Source organism: Streptomyces kronopolitis (genome assembly GCF_014646275.1).
Classification (GTDB): domain Bacteria; phylum Actinomycetota; class Actinomycetes; order Streptomycetales; family Streptomycetaceae; genus Streptomyces; species Streptomyces kronopolitis.
On the sequence record NZ_BMND01000025.1, the window covers coordinates 25341 to 45791 of the forward strand.

The following is a 20451-nucleotide window of genomic DNA, read 5'->3' on the forward strand; positions in this document are numbered from 1 at the left end:
GCACTCCTTTCCTTCCTTCTCGCCTACCGGGTTAGCTGACGGGTTCGGAGCAGGAAGGTCTCCTACGGGCGCCCGCTGGCGGAGGGCGTCCGATTCACCCCAAGGAAGTGGTTCCCCGGTTCCCTTGGTGCAGTTCGAGGTGCTGGGGGTGCGTGAAAAGCGCGTGCGGGATTCGGCGTCAGCGCACGGTGCCGCCTCTTGCGGCGGCTGGGACGACCGCGCTGCGTTATCGGACAGTAATAGAGATCGCATCCGAATTCCAAGCCTTCCCGCGAATCGATACGGCCGGCACACGAGCCGGGGCTGGGACTTTGCGGCGGATCGGGGTCGCAAACGGGCGAGTCGCCCACCCGGCTCTAAACGATCTCGTGGTGATTGTGCGTCAGTTGTTATGCGGAGGGATGGACCTCAGTTACGGAACGTGAGAGCAGTGGCGTCGGATCATGGTCGTCAACGCCGGGTACACCGGTCAGGTCGGGGGCGCCGGTGGCGCGGGGGCACACCCCGCCCCGCCCCCGACTCCCCCTACCCCTCTACTCCCCTATCGGCCGCTGCACCGCCAGCAGGGCCAGATCGTCGGCCGGTTCGCCGCCCGTGTGCCGGGTGACGTCCTCGATGAGGGTGTCCAGGAGGACGTCCGGGCCCGGGAAGCGGCCGCCGCGCAGTCTGCCCGGCGGGTGGTAGCTGCGGCCGAAGAGGTCGCGGGCCGCGCTCACCCCGTCGGTGAAGCAGAGCAGCAGGGCACCGGCCGGGAAGAACGTCTCGTCCGGCCGGCCGGTCCGGCCGCCCACCGCGCTCATCCCCAGCGGCAGCCCCGGCTCCGCGGGGAGCAGCTCGCGCAGCCCGCCGTCCGGGGCGAGCAGCAGCGGGGCGGGGTGGCCGCGGTTGAGCACCCGCAGGACGGACGGCTCCCCGGCGGGCAGCTCGGCCAGGAGGGCGGTGGCGAAGTCCTCGGACCAATCGGAATCCTCGGACCGGTCGAGATCCTCGCCCCGCTCGCGCTCCCGTTCCAGCGCCCGCTCCAGCCGCTCCGCCACCGCCTCCAGGCTCGCCTCCTGATCCGCCGCCTCACGGAACGCGCCGAGGACGGTCATCGCGGAGGCCACCGCCGGCAGGCCCTTGCCCCGTACGTCGCCGACGATCAGCCGTACGCCGTGCGGGGTGTCCTGCACCGCGTAGAGGTCGCCGCCGGTCCCGGAGGCCGCCCGCGTACCCCGGTAGCGGGCGGCGACGGCGAACCCGGCGAGCCGGGCGGGCGGCGTGGACAGGACGGCGCGCTGGGCGGCCGCGGCCTCCTGCACGGCTGCCGGATGGCCGCCGGCCCGCACCACCCGGTGGAGGGCGAGCGCCAGCAGAGAAACGGCGAGGACCAGCACGATCTCCGTCACCGCGGCTCCCCGCGACGGCCCGGCGCCGCGGTACACGACGGTCCAGATCTCGCCGAGCGTGGCCGCCAGGGCCGTCAGCGCGGTGGTCCGCAGCGAGGACAGCGGCGCGGCGACCGGCGGGGCGGCGGCGAAGAAGGGGGCGGCGGTGCAGCCCGGCGGCGCCGCCATGCCGAAGGCCAGCCCGCCGATGATCAGCAGGAGCGGGACGCGGCCCACCAGGCGGCGAACGGCCGGGGACACCGGGGCCCGCCGCTCCCCACCGCCCTCGGGGGGCGCCGCACCGTCGCGCATCCGTACCGGCCCCTTCGCCCGCCGCCCGCCCGCACGGGCACCCGGGTGGCCGTCCCGCCGTCCCCAGGGTTGCCGGTACGGGTCGGGGCGGCGAATCACCGGGGGCCGGACGGGTCATCCGGGGGCGACGAGGCCATCGCGGGACGCCCGCCCCAGGATCGCCCGCGGGCCGGGCCCACTTGGGACCGCGCGCGACGGAAGGGACGACGAAGGGCCCGGACCGTCTCCGGCCCGGGCCCTCGGGGGCGCCGGTGGGCGCTGCGGACGGCTCTCCCGTCCGCTTCTGGTGGGCCATCAGGGGCTCGAACCCTGAACCAATGGATTAAAAGACCCGACGAACACGTGACCGACGGTCCCACGTAGTCGGTCGGTATCCGGTTTTGCCTGGTCACAGGACATATGGCTGACGCCAGGTCCAGCCTCCGACCGGCCTGTGTCACGCCGTCCGCTCACGCATCGCTCACGCATGGCGGGCGGCTGACCAGGCATTCGGCGCAGCGCCTTACGCGTAGGTGTCGCAAGTCAGACAGCGACGGGTCGCCACTCGCCCGGTGTTGCCCTCGGTGGCTCGCAGCGGCTCCGACTCCGATATGCGGGACCAGGCATCTGGATCGGGGCCGGCCACCCAGCCGAACTTCGGCCCAGCGATTTCGCTGTCGGAGAGGTGATTGCAGCCAGGCAGGTGAGCGTTCCCCGCGGGCGACACGATGATGGCGTGGGGCGGCTGCCCGTGGCGGCTGGCCTGTTTCGGTGCCTGGCCGCCAACAATGCGAGGAGCCACACCCTCGGACGGGCATGCGCACCCCGCCCCGATGATGAGATCACAGCGATCGCAGCGCTGTTCCGTCACGGCCTGTCGCCCTCCTGTCGGATGCCCGGCTCCTCACCCAAGTCCCGTGAGACGAGAGCTGATGGAGTCGAATCACCATCCCACCTTCCTCAGCCCCAGTCCGGCGATTGCTTCGTGTGCCTCCGGAACCCTCCGCCGCCCCCGTAATGACTGGTTGCCAATCAGCTTTGGCCACGCGCCGCCGACCTATCCTGTGCCCTGAGCTTGGGAATCAACGGGCGCTCACGCCTGTCGGGTAGTGTCTGACCTGCGTAAACGTGCGCTGGTGGACAGGCTACGGGGTGCGCTGGGACACCCGTATCGACCACGGTTTACCCCTTGCTAGGCACGTTGGTGGCATGACCCGGACGGGCGGCGGTTTGATGTGCTGCCGGGCTGCCCGAGTGGGCGCGGAGATGGGCGCGAGCGTGAATGGATCAGTCGCAGTGTGGCTCGCGCAAGGTGCTCGATGGGGTGCTTTCGCCAGCACGCTTCCCAAGTGTTCATCGGCCAGTTCGCGCAGGGGCCGAAGGTGTAGTGACCTGCGGTGGAGCACCCTCGACATCTCAGCCCGAACCATGGGGTGGAGATGAGGGAGTGCCGTGTGGCCCTCACGTCTAGCCTCCTGAGACCACACCAGCATTGCCCTCAGAACGGCTCCCGAGAGTCCGTTGTGAGCTTCCCGGACCGTCTACCAGAGTTGTACGTGTCGCGGACCACCTTGGCAATGCCCTCGACGACTGTGCCTCCGGTGACTGCCTTGAAGCCCCGGCCCTTACCCAGGAGGCTGGCCGGTCCGCCCGCAGACTTGGAGAGCTTCCGCACTAGCGCATCGGAGTCGAGGAAAGGAAACTCGAAAAGGACGGAAGCCACTCCCAGCAGCACGTAACTGTTCGCAGCGTTAGGACTGTTACCCCAAGCATCCGTCACGATCCTCAGCGTCCGCCTGAGGAGCTGTCCCTTCTCCGATGACTTCCCGTAGATCTTTCGTAGGGCGGCGACCGCGATGATGGAGTTGCTGGAACCTGAATCTGAAATGATCCATCCGTGATCATGCGCCGCTCGAGTGATCGCCAACGCTTCGGGATGCCCTGCGGTAACTTCGGCCATGAATTTGTACAGAGGCTGTACGCGACGGTTGTCGTTGAGCCCCAGGAAAAGCTCGGCTTCTTGCTGCGTGGTCAGTCCGCGGAATACCTTCACTCCAATCTTGGTGTCTCCGTGGTCAGCAGCGACGCAGAGGGCTCCACGGTTCTGTCCATCAAGCCAGATATAGGTGCCGTCTGGACGGGCGGAAACCTGGGGGACGCCAAGGCGTCCCACGTCGAACCCTTCCCTGAGCTTGCGGGCCACCCAGGCGTTGTCCACCGGTCGGGTGTTTACGTGCCGGTCGGTTGTCACTCGACTGGGCTCGATAAGTTCAATTTCCACAGTGTGCTGGATCCTGCTACTCATTTCGCATCTTCTCCATTTTCTTCACGTAAACGTGTGACATTCTTCGGGCTTCCTTGAGCGCCTTAAGCACGTATTCGTAATGCTCCGAATCTGTCAGTTCATCGGTGATTACGCAGGATAGTCCTTCGAGGGTTCCCGTGACTACATCTGCAGTTCGAATGTAGTCGAATTCCTTTTTTGGGGCGCGACTCCCGGACCTTGAAATTCGGGCACTTCCGCCTTTTTGATGGCGATTGTCTTTGGTGTCAGTTCCTCCGTTGAGGTACGGGAAGCAAGACTCGAGCGTGTCCGGACAGATCTCCTGCAAAAGCAGCTGGTGGAGCATGCCGACAAGGGATGCCAGTGGGAATTGCGGAGGAGGGTTTTCTACAGCCTCTACCATGAGGGAAAGCGTCTTCCGGGCTTTCTCCTGCATGGCGTTCAGGGAAGGTTCTTCCCCTCTTCCGGCCTTCCGGATGGTGGATCTCAGAGCCGCGTAAATCTTAGGCGGCAGCCCTGCTGCGGCGGCAGTGTGCGTGTCTCGCCTGAAGCCGTTCTCCTCCCCGACTGGAGGTGGCAGGCGGTGCAGGAGAAAGGCGGCCTCCACGCGCTCAGTAACGCCCATGGGGAGCGAGTAGAGCGGATCTGGATTGTCGAAATGGCGACGCAACTCCAGCGACCCTTCTACGACATTCGAAGGGAAAAAGGCGTCCACGAAATGTACGTGAGCTCTTTTGCATGCTTCAAAGCGCCTGGCGCCACTCAGGAGTAGGTGATCTTTCTCTGCAACCATTACAGGTTCCCGCAGGCCGGATGTTCTGATCGATGTCGTCAGGCCATCGATGTTCTTGAACCTGACTGGAGTGAGCGCGTCAGCCTTGATGTCGGAAAGCCTGATTTTCGCCTGTTCCAATTATCTCCACCCTCGGTGTATTTGTATTCCGATTCGACCGGGTTGGTTCGTTCGCGATGTGAGGTTAGACCGACTCTTCAGGGAATGTAAATGTCGCCACCCGGATAGCCTAATATTCGTATCGCTCGCGACTTCTGAAGGTGAGCAGAATCGGCAAGCGCTCCGAGTGCGGCCCGGAACATCGGACCCTTGAGGTAATCGGTCACGGAGGCAGGGTCTGCGCAGGTGGAGCTTCTTTGAGGCACCGCAGAGCAGGGGGAGAGGTCGCCCGGCCGAAGGTACTGCGCTTGATAGCAGTCGACATGATCGGCTTCATATTCGCGGGCGCTTTCCCGCAACCGTGGAGAGTGCAGACTCAGTCGAGATCTGCTCGGTTCTGGCTGTCTTGCGCCCTACAGCCGGGGGCCTCCCGCCAGTACCGTTGCGTGCTCACGCGATGCGGATACGGGACTTCGGGGGCGTTGCCCAATGGCGGGAAGCGAACTGACACTCGGTAAGACGATCGCCAAGGCGCGCAGGCGCAAGGGATGGCCGCAGCGGGACCTGGCTGCGATGATCGACCGGTCGGAGAGCTGGGTGTCTCAGGTCGAACGGGATGTCATCCCGGTCAACAGTCTGGATGCGCTGCGTCAGATCTCTGATGCCTTGGATGTTCCCCTGTTCGACCTTCTCGCTGTTGCGCCGTCCGGGCCAGCGCCGACATCGACCCGGCGTCGGCCCACCTCGGCTAGGGTTGATCGCAATCTTGGTCCAGAGGAGGGGGACGACCCCGTGCGACGCCGCGAACTTCTGGCCGCTGCGGCGGTGGTCTTCACCACCCCCCTGGCCGGTGCCTCTCCAGCCGAGGCCAGCACCCTCGCGCCCTTGGAAGACCACCTGCTCTACGGCACTTCCGCCGTGTCGAAGCGCGGTGAGGTGTCACCGGCCGGCGTCGCTGCCGAAGTGAGGGCGTCCCGAGAGGAATTCCGAGCCGCCCGCTACGACACGCTGGCCCGGAACCTGCCCGGCAGGATCGCGCAAGCTCAGGGCCTGGAGCCGGCGGAGCTGTCGGCCACCGCCGTCGCCGACCTCTACAACATCGCCACTCGGCTGTGCATCAAGCTCGGCGAGGACGGTCTGGTGGCCATCACTGCGGACCGTGCGCTGACCTCTGCGCGGATCGGTGGCGATGCCCTGACGACCGCCGAGGCGCACCGGATGGTGTCCAGTGCCTGGCGCCGCCAAGGCCACCTCGCACGCGCCACCGATATCGCCGTCAGGGCCGCGCAGGACGTGCGGGCGGATCGCAGCACTCCCGAGGCCGCCCGGCTGTCCGCGGGTGTCTCGCTGCTGGCCACTGCCGCGTACACGGCGGCCAAGATGGGCGATCGGCCCACCGCGCACGGGCTGATCGGCGAGGCCGCCGAAGCCGCCGAAATCGGCCGGACGAGCCCCGAGGCCCGCACGGACACCGGTACCCAGCAGGTGCTGCTGCACCAGCTGTCGGTCCACTACCTGCTCGGTGATGCCGGGCAGGCGATCGATCTGGCCAGGACCATCAACCCCGCGGCTCTGCCGACCGCCGAGCGGCAGGGGCGCTTCTTCACCGACGTGGCCCGGTGCTTCGACCAGTGGGGCAAGCCCGAGCAGTGCTACCGGGCGCTGCTGGCGGCCGAACGAGCCGCACCGCAGGAGATCCGGCGCGGGTCGGTCAAGAACCTGGCCAGCGGTCTGCTCCGGCATGACCGGACCCTCCCGGGTGTGCGGGCGTTCGCCGGCCGCGCGGGCGTGGCCGTCAACTGACCCACCCGCAAAGGGATTACTACCTCGCAACCCGGTTGCGGATCTGCCTGTTGCTCCGGCGGTTGACTCGTACTCAGCCGCCAGGGCCGCGTACGGCCGGCCTCTCCTCGCTCCTGGCGGCGGTGCCTACCACCACCGACTTCGAGGAGTTGCACCATGGATGCCACCCGTGCCGATCAGCAGCCGCTGCCAGATCAGTTGCGCCCGACGGGCACCGACGGCATCGACCAGATCCAGGCGGACATCACCGCAGCTCTCCGCTCCACCATCGTCCTTCCCCCGTACGACGAGGTCCTCGGGCTGATCGACACGCTCAAGGGGCACCTCGGCCCGTTGATCGAGCAGGCCGAAGAGCACGTCCAGGAGCACCGGCCGGGCGAGGTCGCCCGGTATCGGGAACACGCCCAGATCGACAACGCCCAGTTCCAGCTGCGGGCCGGGCCCGGCGAGGGGCTGGTGTCGGCCGCGCGTCGCCTTCAGGCGCTGGCCCGCTCCGTCCAGCAGCTCCTCCGCCAGATCCACCACGAACAGGGGGCGTGAGGTGACGTGGTCCGAGCACGGAGCCAGGGGCCGCCACCGCAGCGGGGAGCCGCGACTGGACGTCTGGCTGGGGCGCCTGTGGCTGCTGGGAGCATCGGCCACCCTCACGCTCCTGGCCGTCACCGTGCAGCAGGACGCGGACCACACCCTGACAGCCCCGGTCTCCGCACCCGACACCGACCCGGCGCCGCCTGTCTAGGCGCCCACAGCACTTCCCACCGGAACCCCGGTGGGAGAACCGGAGAGAAAGGAACATGCGATGAACGAACTGATCGTCTCGAAGCGTCCCGTGCAGGCCGCCCGCAGCCAGGACCGGCTGAGCGACGGCGGCGGCACCGGCAGGGGCGACGGCAACGACTGATCGGAGCCGTAGATGACCGCCATCTCCTCGGCGGTCCGGAGCCTCGGCGGGGATTTCCCCGCCGAGGTGTTCGGCCGCACCTATCGCCTCTGGCCGCGCGTCGGCGACTTCTCGGACCTGTTCACCTGGGACGACCTCAACGAGATCATCGCCCGGCACCGCCTCGAACCCCCACGGCTGCGGCTCTTCAACGACGGCAGCCAGCTCCCGCAACACAGCTACTCCCACCCCGTGGTGTCCAAGCGCCACATGGTCTGGCACCGGATCGAGCCCGCCAACCTGCACCACCAGCTCAAGGACGGCGCCTCGCTCGTCCTGGACGCCGTGGACGCACTGCACCCCGGTGTGGAAGACCTCGCGACCGCACTGGAGCGGCACTTCCGCACCGACGTGCAGGTCAACCTCTACGCCTCATGGACTCCGAAGGAAGGCTTCGGCGTCCACTGGGACGACCACGATGTGGTGGTCGTCCAACTCGAAGGCGCCAAGCGGTGGAAGATCTACGGCGCCACCCGGATCGACCCACTGCGCGTCGACACCGAGGCCCCCGAACCACCAACCGGGGCCCCGGTCGCAGAGATCGTCCTCCAGGCCGGGGACATGCTCTATCTGCCCCGCGGGTGGTGGCACGCCGTCGCCGCTACCGAAGGCCGGTCCCTCCACCTGACCTGCGGCCTCAAGCCCACCACCGGAGCAGACCTCCTGACCTGGCTCGCGGACCAACTGCGGGTCTCGAACACCGTCCGCGCAAACCTGCCGTACTTCGCTCCGCCGGACGAACGGACCACGTATCTCCAAGCCCTGCGCAAGGAGTTCGCTGATGCCCTGCATGAAGGGGTGATCGAGGAGTTCATCAACGCCCGGGGCAGCACCGATCCCGGTCGGCCGATGCCGTCACTACCGTTCGTGGACGGCATCCCCGCGGACGAGAGCCTGTGCGTCCGGCTCACCGCTGCCGGAGCCTGGTACGGCGTGGACGAGATCGGCCACGTCGTGTTCAGCGCCGGCGGCCAGGAATGGACGTTCAGCCGTCCGGTCCTCGCTGTGATCAAGCTCCTTCTGAACGGAACCACCGCAACCCTGGGCGAACTGTCGGTAAGCTCCGGGCTCCCCGTCGGCCACGTCGCAGCCCTTGTCTCCGAGCTGGTCGAGGCCGGTGTCGCCGCCGTCAGCCGGAGAAGGTAGCCGACGATGTTCACTGCCCCTGAGCCTGCTGTCAGGGACCGCATGCTCTCCGCCCGCGGGCACGCCTGTGCCCTGATGGGCCTCGTCGAGACCACGGGCGGAGAAGTGTGGGGATACGCGGGCAGGACGCTGTCCGCGGCCGTCCACACGCCCACGGGTGTCGCATGGCTGCGACTGGTGAGCGACCCTCAAGGGAAGAGCGGCGGGAAGTTGTGGGAAGGCCCCCGGGAGGCGGAACAGTCCCTGCCGCCCGCGGTGCCCCGGCCCCGGCTGCTCGGTCTGTGCGACTGGTCGGCAGACGACTGGGACTACCGGGCGGAGCACTACGAGATCGTCACGACGCCGCCGGTGGCCAAGAGCCCGGTACTCCACCGCCAGGCAGACCTCCCGGACACCTGGTGGCAGGACCTCCACCGGGCCCTGGCGCACCTCGCACTCGTCGGTACAAGCCGCCAGGCGGTGCGCGAGCAGTACATCCGGCGCCGCGTACCGGAGTTCACCGGCATCACCCCCGGCGAGATCACCTGGACCACGGCCCACGGCGACCTCCACTGGGCCAACCTCACCGGCCCGGCACTGACCCTCCTGGACTGGGAGGGCTGGGGCACGGCACCCCTCGGCTACGACGCCGCGACCCTCTACCTGCACTCCCTGCCGGCGCCGGACGTCGCCGAGCGCATCCGCAAGGAATTCGCCCACGTACTGGACACCCCGGCCGGCCGCATCGGCGAACTGACCGCCTGCACGGAAATCCTCCAGGCAGCCGCACGTGTGCCCTTCTACGCCGAACTGGCCGACGGCGTACGGCAGCACCTCAGTCGCCTGAAGGGCTCACGCTCAGCGGCGGCGCCGTCGGGTTGATGATTGTTGCGAGGACGGGACCGCTGCTGCGGTGGAGGCCGTCGCGGTGGGCCGCAGCGCGGTGCTGCGGGCCAGAGCGGCCTGCGCCCGAGGGCCACGGGCGTGGCGCTGGCCGAGTCGCTGAATGCGCCAGGTCAGCGCACTGGCGGGGTGGCGGGCGTCGTCCAGGGAACGCTGGCTGAGCGCCTGGTCGAGGACCGTGACCGCGCCGTGGCCCCGCGCCTCTGCCTCGGCGAGCACGGTGGCGAGTGCGTCCCAGGCCCGGTCTTCCACAATGCGCTCGGCATGTTCGGGGACGGCCTGCCGTAGGTGGTGGGCGTAGCGGTGCTTGGTCTGCTGGCCGGGAGCCCGGCAGGCGAGGTCGCCGAGTGCAGGTTCGACGATCGGTCCGTAGGCGGCCTGGAGGTGGACGAGGGTCTGCCGGGCTGCCGCCTCCTGTTGGGCGTGCTGGTGCTTGTGGTGCCAGTGCATTGCGAACACCACCGCGGTGAGCGCGGCGTCCAGCAGCATCGCCGCCCCCGACCCGTCGCCTGCCGTACGGGGATGGCTCCAGATGGCTTGGACGCTGCGGCGCAGGACGCGTGCACTGTCGCGGTCGGCGGTGATCCGGGAGCGGGTGGCGCGCTCGAAGGCAGCGGCGGCCTGCTGCAGTTCGGCCTTCGCCACAGGCGGGGCGGTGATCGGCAGAAGGTCCAGGACCGCGCCGAGCGCGGCCAATTGCCCCTGGGCCACGTGGTCGTCACCGCGGGTGAGATGGCCGGGGATGCGTTCGGTGGCGGCGACAGCCTGGTGCCACGGATTGCCCGGCCGGACGGCGATCGGCTCGGGACCGGTGGCGGCAAGGCATTGGCGGATCTTGGGCAGGGAGAGGTCGCCGGCGAGGGTGGAGCCGGAGAACCACACAGGTTCGCCGTGCTTGTTGACGTCTCCGGGGAGGGCGACGCTGTAGCCGAGCACGTCGCCGGAGGGCCCGGTCTTCGGCCGCACGGTCACGCCCATCGCGTCCAGCAACGTGAAGAACTCGGCCTCGCTGGATGCGGCGGCCACCGCACGGCGTACCCGCAGGCGCAGGACCTCGCGGGCTGTGGCGTCCTGGCCCTGGCGCTTGGCCTTGAAGTGCTCCTTGCTGGTCGGTCGCTTGGCGGCGGTGCCGTCGCCGGGCTTGAGCCGCCGGAGCCCGTAGTCCACTTCGATCTTGCGGGCCTCCTTCTGGACAGCGCGCTGGTCGTAGTCGCGGCGCGGGCGTCGGCCGTCCTGGCGCACCAATGTGGCGGCGATGTGGATGTGGTCGTCCGCGTGGCGCACGGCCACCCACCGGCACGCCCCCTCATCCCCGTCAGGCGCGATGCCGGCGGCGGCCACGATCCGGCGCGCCACGTCCGCCCACTGCTCGTCGGTCAGGACCGGATCCTCGGGCGCGGCACGGACGGGGCAGTGCCACACGGTGAACTTCGGGGCCTTGTCACCGAGCATCCGTACGGGCTGGTCGAGCTGTGTGGCGAGCTGGTCGGCCACGTCCTTGGGGTTGCGGTGCGGGCTGCGGCCGGGGTCGGGGGCGAATCCGTTCCAAGAGGCCACCAGGTGGGGGTCGGTGTGCTCGTTGGCCCGGCCCTTGCCGAAGAGGTAGCCGACCGTGCGGCGGGTGGCGTGTGGGCCCTTGCCGAGGATGATCTTGGGTATCACCGGATCACCGCCCCGTGGTCACGCGGCCGATGGCGGTGTCCAGCCGGGCGATGGATGCCTCGACTCGTGCCAGGAGCCGCTGGACGAGGTCGTGGTGGGGCCAGGCGCCGTCCTCATTGAGGTGCCGGGTGAGCTGGTTGAGGTTGCTGCCGATTTTGCCGAGCTGTCCGTTGGCGCTCATCAGTGCCTTGACCGCGGCGCGGTAGTCGGCGACGGCTGCGGTGGGGTCGTCGGAGCGGGCAGCGGCGAGCGACGACTCGGCGACGTAGCCACCGAGCGCCATGTGGCTCAGGCCAGCGGCTTCCTGGAGGAGGGCGAACTCGTCGTCGTTGTAGCGGGGGTGCACACGCTTCTCACGCAGCTGGGGCTCGCGCAGACGGCGACGCGGGGCAGGCTCTGGTGGCGCGCTCGGCGACGACTGGCTGGTCTCTCCCCCGGGCGGCTCCCCCAGGTCGCCCGACTCCGGCGCCCCCTCGGCGCCGGACGCCTCCGCCACCCCTGGGGCGGAGGCCGGGTAAGGACTCCTTACCCGACAACTTGCTGCGTCTGAAGCTGGGGCGGTGGTCATCCGCTGCTGGGACGAGAGGAGTTCGAGTTCGTCATTTGCGTCATGCATGTGGGCTCCTGCGAGCGGTGGTGCGGGTGAGGGCCCGCCCCTCTCGTGCTGCTGCGCGGGAGAGGCGGGCAGGGGTGACGTGGGATTTGGGGTTCAGCCGGTACCTGCGGCGGCCTGGTCGAGTTCGGCCTGCAGCAGGTTCTTGACGTCATCCAGGCGGCTGCGGGAGATGCCGAATCCCTTGTCGCGGATCGCCTTTTCGATGTTGCGGCGCGAGACGCGCCCGGCCCGGCCGAGGGGGGCTGTGCGGCCGATGTCGATGGCCTCTTCCAGAGAGAGGCTTGGCTGGTTGCCTCCGGGCCTGGCGTGCTGGTGCGCGGCTTCCGCCACATGCTCGGTGGCCGGTTCATCCACGGTCTTGGGATTCGTGGCGGGGAACGGTGCTGTAGCGCTGGCCGTGTTTCCCCTGGTGTGTGTCTGGCTGTTGTTGTGGCCGTGGCCCTCGATGTCGGGGGCGGTCGGGCGCCGGGCGACGAGAAGGTAGAAGTGCACGGCTCCGGCCAGGGCGAGTGGCGCGATGGCGGAGATAACGCCGACGGTGATGTCGTCGAGGACAAGTCCTGTGTGGCGGGCCTGCTCGTTGAGGCGGATGGCATGCAGGACGTTGGCCCAGATGCTTGTGGCGGTCGCGATGCCGACCAGCGCCGAGACATAGAGGCGGGCGGACAGAGGCGCTTCCCGCAGGGTGAGCAAGGCGCCGATTCCGATCGCGATGAACCCGTCGATGACGAGCGGGAAGGCGTAGGTGAGCGCCGGGTGGATGTGGCTGGCGGCGGCCATCTGCCGCAGGGCGTCATAGGAGAGCGCGAAGGCCGCCACGGCCAGTAGCGCCACACCTATGCGGATCGCGGCGGCCAGCGGCACCGGGGAAGCGGATGGGGCGGTGTGCGGTGCAGGCAAGCGCGGTGCTCCAGAATGCGGGGGCTGACGTGGCCGTGGTCTGGGAGACTCGTCGCGACTCGTTGCACGCCTGGTCAGAGCAGGTACGGGTGCATCGGTGATGTCGAGTCGACTCGTTGTCGGTCTCCGACTCGTCCCCGCGCTGACCTGCATGGAGACGAGTCGCGACGAGTCGTGCCAGGTCAGGCGCCGGTCGTGGAATCCGGCGTGGACTCGGGGCAGTAGCGCGCCCAGGAGTCGGCGAGCTGCAGTCGAGTGAAGCCCTTGGCCTGGACGCCGCCGTGGAAGCGACGGGTGGCCGAGCTGATCCCGTACTCCTTGAGCAGGATCTGCAGGCCGCGAGGGGTGAGGCCGTTGGCGGTGTGCTCCGGCCAGGGCGTCTCGTCGTCCTCGTTGAGGAGGGTGAGGAGACGGCTGGTGCGGATAGCCGGCGGGTTCCCATCGGTGGCGAAGGCCCGGCGGATGTCGGCCAGGAGGCGGATGCCCAGGCTGCTGCTGTCCTGGTCGTGCTCGGCCTCGTGCTTGGCCATGACCCGGCAGGCGGTGCGGGCGAGGTCGGGCCACTGGCCTCCCGCGAGGTCGGCGACGCACACCAGTGGCTGCCAGGTATCAGCCGCTCGGTCTTCTACCGGCATGACCGGTGTCAACTCCATCGCCTCGGCGTGGAGCGGTGCCAGCCATGCGGCAAGCCGGTCGCGGAGTGCATGGAGGGCCGGGGTGTCGCGGAAGGTGCGGAACTCCGCCACCTTCTCGCCCGGCCTGCGGCGGCGCATGCGGATGACGATCGACCGGTCCATGATCGTGTCGGGCAGGTCGCCGATGCCTGCGAGGGCCGCCATCGCGAACGTGGGGAACTTCGCGACCTCGTGATTGGGACCGGAGACCCGGAGGGTGGGGCGGTTGCGCTGGTGTCCCGCGTTGAGCAGGCCGCGCATCTCTTCGTTCTTCTCCGCGACCTTCACGGAGCTGAAGAGCGTGTCGGCCTCGTCGACCAACAAGGTCGGTGGGGTATCGGTGATCGACCGGAACACCGCTGCGGCCGAGGCGTTGACCGTGATCAGCGGATCGTGGACGGTCTCGGCGATCACGTCGAGGAGCCGCGACTTGCCGCACCGCTTGGCCGGCCCGACGACGGCCAGCCTCGGGGCGTGCTGCCATGCGGTCTGCAGGTGGGTCGCCGCCACCCACAGGGTGACCGCCGTGAGGGCTTCCTCGCTCGGCAGCACGACGTACCGACGGATCTGCTCCCGCAGTTCTGTCAGCACCTGCTCTCCCTCGGAGACCGGGGCGGGGTCGGGCATGACGGTGGGCGGCTCTTCCGGTGACGGCAGAGCATGGGCGTTCGGCTGGCCGGGGACGGCAACAGGCGGCCATACCGGCTTGACGGAGTTGGGGTTGGAATAGGGCTCGGCTCCCGCGTGTTCCACGGGGCAGCTCCTCGTCTGGCGGTGGCGGGCTTGCACGCCCTTACCGCCGGGTTGGTTCTTGACGGGCCGTTCGGGGTTGCTGGGGCCTCCGGCGTTGCACCGCCGGGGGCCCCGTCCCGTCTCGCGGGCACCAGGCCATCGCGAGGGAACACGGACCGTACGGCCACACCCGCCAACAGTCCAGCGATTCTGTGTCAGCTCAACGCAGAACCGCCTGCTACGCTGCCGCCCCTTCACGCCGCCAGTCCGAGCAGATGCAGAAGATCCGCGGTGACGACCCGGTAGGCATTGCCGAGCCGCAGGACCTTGCACGGGTAGTCACCCCGCTTCGCCAGGTCGTAGCCCTTGCTCCGGCCGAGCCCCAAGGCGCGATTACTGGTCTCCAGGTCAACGGCGACAGGTAGCGCAAGCAGATCTCCCCGGCTCATCCCGTTCATTCGTCCGGCAGCGGCGTTTTCGCGCATGCGGCATCCCTTTCGGTACAGCCCTCGGCGAACGTGACCCTCACGTCCGGCTCCAGGCGTCCACGAACCAGGATCCACAAGCTAATGTGTCAATGTGACACAACGCGATCGTGATGATGAAGAGGATGGCTTCCCTGAGTGGGAGGACCGGATCAAGGCCAACGTGGCCGGCGAAGTCCGGCGGAGAAGGAAGGAGATGGGATGGAGCGCTCAGGATCTGGCCGACCGGTGCGAGAGCCTCGGGCATCCCATCCCGCGCAACGTGATCGCCAACATGGAATCCGGACGCCGGGCCAGCCTCCCGCTGGTGGACGTCATGGTCCTGGCCGCCGCCCTGGAGACCTACCCGGGCTGCCTGATCTTTCCGGTCGGATACGTCGACCGGGCCCAGGAACTCCCGTTCCAGGACCTCGTACCCACTTGGGACGCCCTGCGGCGCTTCACCGGCGAGCAGGACGTGCCCGGGCTCGACGCGGGCCTGGTGCCTGACTTCAAGACTCACGCCAAGCTCGTCAGCACCGCCCTGGCCGCACTCGAAGAGGAGGAACGGGCGAGGTTCACAGCCGAAGCGGCAACCAGCCACGCGCAGCAGGAAGAAGCCGAACGCAGACGGGCCAAGTTCGCCGACCAGGCCCTGTCCGCCAAGTACCACCTCCGGTATCTCCGCCGGGACCTCCGCGACGACGGAGCCGTCCCACCTGACCTGCCATCCGCACTGGCCGACGTCGACCCGTCCGAGGGCGACACCCACACCACATTGGAGGAACGCCTTTGAAGGGCTCCACGCACCGCCGTTGCTACTGCCGCGATCCCAAGACCGGCAAGCCGCTCGGCAAGAACTGCCCCAAACTCACCAGCCGCAAGCACGGCTCGTACTCCATACGCCAGGAACTCCCGCCCCGCGAGGACGGCACCCGCCGCTCCTTCAGCCGCGCCGGCTACGAGTCCCTCAAGGCCGCACAGGGCGACCTGGACCGCCTACGCGCGCTCCTTGCTCTCGTCGACCAGGACGACCCGGACAGCACTGAGCGGCTGACGACCATGCTGGAGGAGATCGCCGACGAGAAGGCGCCCCTGCCCGAGCCGGAGGAGACCCACCGGCGGCTGAGGGCGGGGCTGGCCCTGCGCGGCACCATCACCGTCGGGGAGTGGCTCGACTCGTGGTTCGCCTCCAAGAAGCGGCGCAAGACGACGCTCAACGGCTACGCGTCGCACATCCGCGTCCACCTCAAGCCGCGCATTGGGCACATCCGTCTCGACCGTCTCCACGTCGGCCACTTGGTGGAGATGTTCGATGCCATCGCGCTCCAGAACGAGGTGACCGAGGCCGAGAACCAAGCCCGCAGTGAGCAGATCGCGCGCTGCAAGCCGAGCAAGCCGGGGCGACCCACCGCCGCCGAGCGAGCCCGGTTGGCCGAGGAGCAGCAAAAGCTGGCCGAAATGAAGCCGTTCCGGAAGCTGAACGGCCCGGCCACCCGGCAGGCCATCCGCCGGACCCTACGCGCCGCGCTGAACGCCGCCATCGCCCAACAACTCATCACGTTCAACCCGGCAGCCCACGTCGAACTCGAATCCGGCAAGCGGCCGAAGCCCTTGCTCTGGACGGAGGAGCGCGTTCGCCGCTGGCGCGAGACGGGCAACCTGCCGAGCCCCGTCATGGTGTGGACGCCAGCACAGTTCGGTGTCTTCCTCGACGCCGCCGAGGACGACCGCCTCTACCCGTTCTTCCACCTCGTCGGAACCCGCGGCCTGCGGCGCGGTGAGGGCGTCGGCCAGGAATGGACGGACATCGATCTGGAGGCGGGGCTGATCACTCCCGCCAAGGAGATCGTGGTGGACGGCTGGGCACCGTACGAGTCCGAGCCCAAGACCGACGGCAGCGCGGGCACGATCGCGCTCGACAGCCTGAATCTGGCTGTCCTGCGGGCCCACAAGGCCCGGCAGGACGCGGAGCGCCTGGCATGGGGCTCCGCGTGGCAGGACACGGGCAAGGTCTTCACACAGGAGGACGGCTCGCCCCTGCACCCGGAAACCGTCTCCGAGACCTTCCGCCGCGTTCTGGCGTCCACGGATCTTCCGCCGATCACGCTCCGCGATCTGCGCCACGTCGCGGCCACCCTGACCCACGGAGGCGGCGGGGACATCCACACGGTGAAGGAGGTCCTGCGCCACTCGACCATCGCCCTGACGTCGGACACGTACACGAGCCTGCTGCCCGAGCTCGATCGTGAGATAGCCGAGAAGGCGGCGCAGCTCGTTCCGAGGGCCCGCCGAGTAACGCGCATTGACGAAGGCTCCGGCGCTCCCGCTCACGCATCGCTCACGCACAAGCCGAAAACGAAGGAACGCCCCGACCGGCCTGAGCCGATGGGGGCGCTGCCTCGCAGGTCAGAGGAGGTCTCCTCGACCGATGACGGTGGGCCATCAGGGGCTCGAACCCTGAACCAATGGATTAAAAGTCCACTGCTCTGCCAATTGAGCTAATGGCCCGCACCGAGCAGCATAGCCCGACGAGGTGCCACAGCCCGAAGCCATTGGCCGTGCGGCCCTCCGGGCGGGTGGCCCGGGGCCGTTTCCCGGGGTGTCCGGCTACCCCAACGCACAGGGCCCGTACGGCACTTGCGTGCGTACGGGCCCTGCGTCATGCGTGCCGGTCAGGCGTCAGCGATCAGCCGTTGCGCTTCCAGCGCGGCTTGTCCTCGCGACGGCCGAAGGAGCCGGTCGTGGCGCCGCGGTGGTCGTCGCGGCGGCCGTAGGGGCGGTCGCCGCCGGAGCGGTGGCCACCGGTGGCGGGACGGCCGCCGGAGCGGTCGTCGCGGTTGAACGGACGGTCGCCGCCGCCGGAGCGGTAGCCGCCGGAGGAGGGACGGCCACCGGAACGGTCGTCACGGTTGAACGGACGGGCGGGGCGGTCGCCGCGGTCGCGGTTGAAGCCGCCGCGGTCGTCACGGCGCTCGAAGGAACGGCCACCGGAGCGGTCGTCACGACGGTCACGGTTGAACCCACCGCGCTCGCCACCGCGGTCGTCGCGGCGGTCGAAGGAACGCCCGCCGGAACGGTCGTCGCGACGGTCACGGTTGAAGCCACCGCGCTCGCCGCCACGGTCGTCGCGGCGGTCGAAGGAACGCCCGCCCGAGCGGTCGTCACGACGGTCACGGTTGAAGCCGCCACGGTCGCCACCGCGGTCGCGGTTGAAGCCACCGCGGTCGCCACCGCGGTCGTCACGGCGGTCACCGCGGTCGAAGGAACGGCCGCCGGAGCGGTCGTCGCGGCGGTCGCGGCGGTCGAAGTTGCCCCGCTCGTCGCGGCGCTCGTCGGGCGCGGTGCTCTGGGCCGGCACGGCGGCCGCGGCAGCGGCCTCCGCCTCGGCGGTCTCCGCGGCGGCGGCCAGCGCCTCCGCGGGGTCCTCGCCACGCTCACGGGCGGCGCGGGCGGTCAGCCGGTCGGCCTCCTCGCGCAGCTCGGTGGCGCGGCGCTGCAGACGCTCCAGCTCGCGGGTGACCTCGGCCACCTCGCGCTCGGCCTGCTTGGCGGAGTTGTTCGCACCGTCGGCCTGGACCTCGGTGAGCGAGCGCGCGCCGGTGATGCGGGCGACGTCCTCGTCGAAGGCACCGGAGCCGCCGACGATGTGACGCGAGGCGTCCACGCCCGCGTCCTCCATCAGCCGGAAGATCTGGCGGCGCTGGTGCGGCAGCGACAGCGAGACGACCGTGCCGGACTGGCCGGCGCGGGCGGTACGGCCCGAGCGGTGCAGGTAGTCCTTGTGGTCACCGGCCGGGTCGACGTTCAGGACCAGGTCGATGCCGTCGACGTGGATACCGCGGGCGGCGACGTCGGTGGCGACCAGCGCGTTGACGTAGCCGTCCTTGAAGTCCGCGAGGACCCGGGTGCGCGCGCCCTGCGTCATGCCGCCGTGCAGCGCGTCGGCCTTCACGCCGGACTCGACGAGCTGCTCGGCGATGCGGTCGGCGCCCAGCTGGGTGCGGACGAAGATGATGGTGCGGCCCTTGCGGGCGGCGATGGCGGCGGTGACCGGCGCCTTGTCCTTCGGCTTCACGACCAGGACGTGGTGGGTCATGGTGGTGACGTTGCCCTGGGCGCTGTCGACCTCGTGGCTGACCGGGTTGGTCAGGTAGCGCTTGACCAGGGTGCCGATCTCGTTCTCCATCGTGGCGGAGAACAGCATCCGCTGACCGCCCGCGGGCACCTGGTCGAGCAGCTCGGTGACCTCGGGCAGGAAGCCCAGGTCGGACATCTGGTCGGCCTCGTCGAGGACCGCGACCTGGACGTTCTCCAGGGAGCAGGCGCCACGGTTGATGATGTCGCGCAGCCGGCCCGGGGTGGCGACGAGGACGTCGACGCCGCGCTCCAGGGCGTAGATCTGGTTGCCCATGGACGTGCCGCCGCAGACGACCTTCATCTTGAGGCCGAGCACGTCGCCGTAGGGCTGGAGGGCGTCCGCGACCTGCATCGCGAGCTCACGGGTCGGGGTGAGGATGACCGCGCGGGGCTTCTTCTTCTCGGTGCTGCCGCCGGCCAGCTGGGCCAGGGTCGGCAGACCGAAGGAGAGCGTCTTGCCGGAGCCGGTGCGGCCGCGGCCGAGGATGTCCTTGCCGGCCAGCGCGTCCGGGATGGTCGCGGCCTGGATCGGGAAGGGGGTGGTGACGCCGTTCTGCGCGAGCTTGCGGACGACGCCCTCGGGCAGTCCGAGGTCGGCGAAGGTGACGGTGTCGGTGGCGGCTTCGGCCGCGTCGGTCTCGGGCGCCTCGTCGGCCGCCGTCACCTCGGGAACCGTCTGCTCGTCGGATGCGGGCATGACGGACTGCTCAGTGGAAATGGACATGCGAAATGCGAAACCTTCCGGAGTCTCGGCACGCGCCCAAACTCCGTGTGTTTCACACGACCGCCTCTATGCGGTCAGCCACGGCAAGGGAGAGAACGCGCCACGCGGCGCGCTTCTGTTCTGGCGCCGGGCAAATGGGATCAAACGATCTACCACCATACGCACTCCGCCCCCCGAATGGCAAATGACCTCCCGCCCACGCCATCCGCCCCGCGCCCGGCCCCCTCACCCGCCTCCGCTTGTGGCCTCTAAGCCTCGTCGTCCTCGTACCCGTCCGGCTGCGAGGCCACCGGCGACACGGGGGACGGCCCCGACGCCTGAGAGCTCGGCGGCGGCGCGGGAGTGGTCGGCGGCGGGGACGGCTGCGCGGGCGGTGTGGCGGGGGAGGTCTGGGCCGGCGGCGTGGCCGGGTGGTCGGGGTGGGAGGGCGAGGGCCGGGGGTGGCCGCCGTGCCCGCCGCGCCCGCCATGGCCCGCTCCCGCGCCGGGCTCGGGGCCCGACGGCTGCACCGGCTGGGACGGCGCACCGGGGTCGGACGGCGACGGCTCCGCGCTCTGCGACTCCTCGGCCGCCTTGTCGTCGCCGCCGGCCGGGTGCGCGGCGCCACCACGCCCCATCCGCCGCGGACCGCCGCCGCGGCCGTCCACGGACACCCCGCCGGAGCCGGGCGCCCCGTCCTTCGCGCCGTGCCGGGAGGTACTGCCGGACGGTTTCGGCTGTTCGGGGTCGCTCACGTTCATGCAGGCGGCCAGCGAGAGGGCCAGCGCGGAGACGGTCACGGCCGCGGCGGCGCGCGAGCGCAGCCGGACCACCGGGGGACGGGTGGCGGGGACGGGAGCGGGAACGCCGGACGACGACGGGGACGGTGTCGGCATCGGGAGCGAATGGCGGTAAGGGCGCGGGCGCACGGGCGGGACCTCCGGATCCGGAGCGC

The 20451-nt window shown here is 69.5% G+C and carries 16 protein-coding genes, 1 tRNA gene, 1 pseudogene and 1 riboswitch; of the genes and pseudogenes, 7 read left to right on the forward strand and 11 right to left on the reverse strand.

Annotation, left to right across the window (positions count from 1 at the left end; translation table 11 throughout):
- Positions 1 to 5: 5 nt before the first annotated feature.
- Positions 6 to 152, reverse strand: a riboswitch (cyclic di-AMP (ydaO/yuaA leader).
- Between the two features lie 381 nt (positions 153 to 533).
- From IEY78_RS24050 to IEY78_RS24060, 3 genes are all read right to left on the reverse strand, one after another.
- Complete coding sequence (locus tag IEY78_RS24050) at positions 534 to 1679, reverse strand: PP2C family protein-serine/threonine phosphatase (RefSeq protein WP_189101546.1); 1146 nt, start codon at positions 1677 to 1679, stop codon at positions 534 to 536.
- 1477 nt (positions 1680 to 3156) lie between these two features.
- Positions 3157 to 3963: a DUF6551 family protein gene (locus IEY78_RS24055; RefSeq protein ID WP_189101548.1), complete on the reverse strand. Its 807-nt coding sequence runs from the start codon at positions 3961 to 3963 to the stop codon at positions 3157 to 3159.
- A complete protein-coding gene (locus tag IEY78_RS24060) occupies positions 3956 to 4855 on the reverse strand; it encodes a ParB N-terminal domain-containing protein (protein ID WP_189101550.1) in 900 nt (299 codons plus the stop codon). Before IEY78_RS24060 ends, IEY78_RS24055 begins: the two co-directional genes overlap by 8 nt.
- A 468-nt stretch (positions 4856 to 5323) precedes the next feature.
- On the opposite strand from IEY78_RS24060, the gene IEY78_RS24065 reads away from it, so the two are divergent.
- From IEY78_RS24065 to IEY78_RS24085, 5 genes are all read left to right on the forward strand, one after another.
- The gene (locus IEY78_RS24065) at positions 5324 to 6637 is read left to right on the forward strand and encodes a helix-turn-helix domain-containing protein (RefSeq protein WP_189101551.1); all 1314 of its coding nucleotides are present in this window, start codon (positions 5324 to 5326) and stop codon (positions 6635 to 6637) included.
- A gap of 156 nt (positions 6638 to 6793) precedes the next feature.
- Positions 6794 to 7177, forward strand: a complete 384-nt coding sequence (locus IEY78_RS24070) for a DUF6415 family natural product biosynthesis protein (RefSeq protein WP_189101553.1) — start codon at positions 6794 to 6796, stop codon at positions 7175 to 7177.
- Between the two features lies 1 nt (position 7178).
- Entirely contained in the window at positions 7179 to 7376 is a 198-nt protein-coding gene (locus IEY78_RS24075) for a hypothetical protein (protein WP_189101555.1), read from the forward strand.
- Between the two features lie 174 nt (positions 7377 to 7550).
- A complete protein-coding gene (locus tag IEY78_RS24080) occupies positions 7551 to 8723 on the forward strand; it encodes a cupin domain-containing protein (protein ID WP_189101557.1) in 1173 nt (390 codons plus the stop codon).
- Between the two features lie 6 nt (positions 8724 to 8729).
- On the forward strand, positions 8730 to 9584 hold the full coding sequence (locus tag IEY78_RS24085) for a hypothetical protein (protein WP_189101559.1): 855 nt from the start codon (positions 8730 to 8732) through the stop codon (positions 9582 to 9584).
- On the opposite strand, the gene IEY78_RS24090 is transcribed toward IEY78_RS24085, so the two are convergent.
- From IEY78_RS24090 to IEY78_RS24110, 5 genes are all read right to left on the reverse strand, one after another.
- Positions 9561 to 11267 carry a relaxase/mobilization nuclease domain-containing protein gene (locus IEY78_RS24090; protein WP_189101561.1) on the reverse strand — a complete coding sequence of 569 codons (1707 nt, stop codon included), beginning with the start codon at positions 11265 to 11267 and terminating at the stop codon, positions 9561 to 9563. The genes IEY78_RS24085 and IEY78_RS24090 overlap by 24 nt on opposite strands.
- Before the next feature lie 4 nt (positions 11268 to 11271).
- Positions 11272 to 11883 carry a MobC family plasmid mobilization relaxosome protein gene (locus IEY78_RS24095; protein WP_308426935.1) on the reverse strand — a complete coding sequence of 204 codons (612 nt, stop codon included), beginning with the start codon at positions 11881 to 11883 and terminating at the stop codon, positions 11272 to 11274.
- A 93-nt stretch (positions 11884 to 11976) separates the two neighbouring features.
- Complete coding sequence (locus tag IEY78_RS24100; RefSeq protein ID WP_229700140.1) at positions 11977 to 12783, reverse strand: DUF2637 domain-containing protein; 807 nt, start codon at positions 12781 to 12783, stop codon at positions 11977 to 11979.
- Positions 12784 to 12965: 182 nt separating this feature from the next.
- Positions 12966 to 14210, reverse strand: coding sequence for a DUF3631 domain-containing protein (locus IEY78_RS24105; RefSeq protein ID WP_373294232.1), 1245 nt, complete (start codon positions 14208 to 14210; stop codon positions 12966 to 12968).
- Positions 14211 to 14443: 233 nt separating this feature from the next.
- Entirely contained in the window at positions 14444 to 14674 is a 231-nt protein-coding gene (locus IEY78_RS24110) for a hypothetical protein (RefSeq protein ID WP_189101564.1), read from the reverse strand.
- A gap of 196 nt (positions 14675 to 14870) precedes the next feature.
- Between IEY78_RS24110 and IEY78_RS24115 the strand changes: the two genes are divergently transcribed.
- Both IEY78_RS24115 and IEY78_RS24120 read left to right on the forward strand, forming a co-directional pair.
- Positions 14871 to 15449: a transcriptional regulator gene (locus tag IEY78_RS24115; RefSeq protein ID WP_229700141.1), complete on the forward strand. Its 579-nt coding sequence runs from the start codon at positions 14871 to 14873 to the stop codon at positions 15447 to 15449.
- Positions 15446 to 16948, forward strand: a pseudogene (locus IEY78_RS24120) (site-specific integrase); the annotation flags it as partial. The gene IEY78_RS24115 and the pseudogene IEY78_RS24120, both read left to right, overlap by 4 nt.
- A 143-nt stretch (positions 16949 to 17091) precedes the next feature.
- On the opposite strand, the gene IEY78_RS24125 reads toward IEY78_RS24120, so the two are convergent.
- The 3 genes from IEY78_RS24125 to IEY78_RS24135 all read right to left on the reverse strand — a co-directional run bounded on the left by IEY78_RS24125 (position 17092) and on the right by IEY78_RS24135 (position 20392).
- A tRNA-Lys gene (locus tag IEY78_RS24125) sits at positions 17092 to 17164 on the reverse strand.
- Positions 17165 to 17342: 178 nt separating this feature from the next.
- Positions 17343 to 19517, reverse strand: a complete 2175-nt coding sequence (locus IEY78_RS24130) for a DEAD/DEAH box helicase (protein WP_189101568.1) — start codon at positions 19515 to 19517, stop codon at positions 17343 to 17345.
- A gap of 248 nt (positions 19518 to 19765) precedes the next feature.
- On the reverse strand, positions 19766 to 20392 hold the full coding sequence (locus tag IEY78_RS24135) for a hypothetical protein (RefSeq protein WP_229700142.1): 627 nt from the start codon (positions 20390 to 20392) through the stop codon (positions 19766 to 19768).
- Positions 20393 to 20451 lie beyond the last annotated feature (59 nt).

What these genes read in the sequence shown, in the direction of transcription:
- IEY78_RS24070 (WP_189101553.1), top strand. Translation starts at nt 6,794, where the DNA reads ATGGATGCCACCCGTGCCGATCAGCAGCCGCTGCCAGATCAGTTGCGC.
- IEY78_RS24115 (WP_229700141.1), top strand. Translation starts at nt 14,871, where the DNA reads ATGGGATGGAGCGCTCAGGATCTGGCCGACCGGTGCGAGAGCCTCGGG.
- IEY78_RS24135 (WP_229700142.1), bottom strand. Translation starts at nt 20,392, where the DNA reads ATGCCGACACCGTCCCCGTCGTCGTCCGGCGTTCCCGCTCCCGTCCCC.
- IEY78_RS24130 (WP_189101568.1), bottom strand. Translation starts at nt 19,517, where the DNA reads ATGTCCATTTCCACTGAGCAGTCCGTCATGCCCGCATCCGACGAGCAG.
- IEY78_RS24065 (WP_189101551.1), top strand. Translation starts at nt 5,324, where the DNA reads ATGGCGGGAAGCGAACTGACACTCGGTAAGACGATCGCCAAGGCGCGC.
- IEY78_RS24055 (WP_189101548.1), bottom strand. Translation starts at nt 3,963, where the DNA reads ATGAGTAGCAGGATCCAGCACACTGTGGAAATTGAACTTATCGAGCCC.
- IEY78_RS24110 (WP_189101564.1), bottom strand. Translation starts at nt 14,674, where the DNA reads ATGCGCGAAAACGCCGCTGCCGGACGAATGAACGGGATGAGCCGGGGA.
- IEY78_RS24085 (WP_189101559.1), top strand. Translation starts at nt 8,730, where the DNA reads ATGTTCACTGCCCCTGAGCCTGCTGTCAGGGACCGCATGCTCTCCGCC.
- IEY78_RS24050 (WP_189101546.1), bottom strand. Translation starts at nt 1,679, where the DNA reads ATGCGCGACGGTGCGGCGCCCCCCGAGGGCGGTGGGGAGCGGCGGGCC.
- IEY78_RS24080 (WP_189101557.1), top strand. Translation starts at nt 7,551, where the DNA reads ATGACCGCCATCTCCTCGGCGGTCCGGAGCCTCGGCGGGGATTTCCCC.
- IEY78_RS24095 (WP_308426935.1), bottom strand. Translation starts at nt 11,883, where the DNA reads ATGCATGACGCAAATGACGAACTCGAACTCCTCTCGTCCCAGCAGCGG.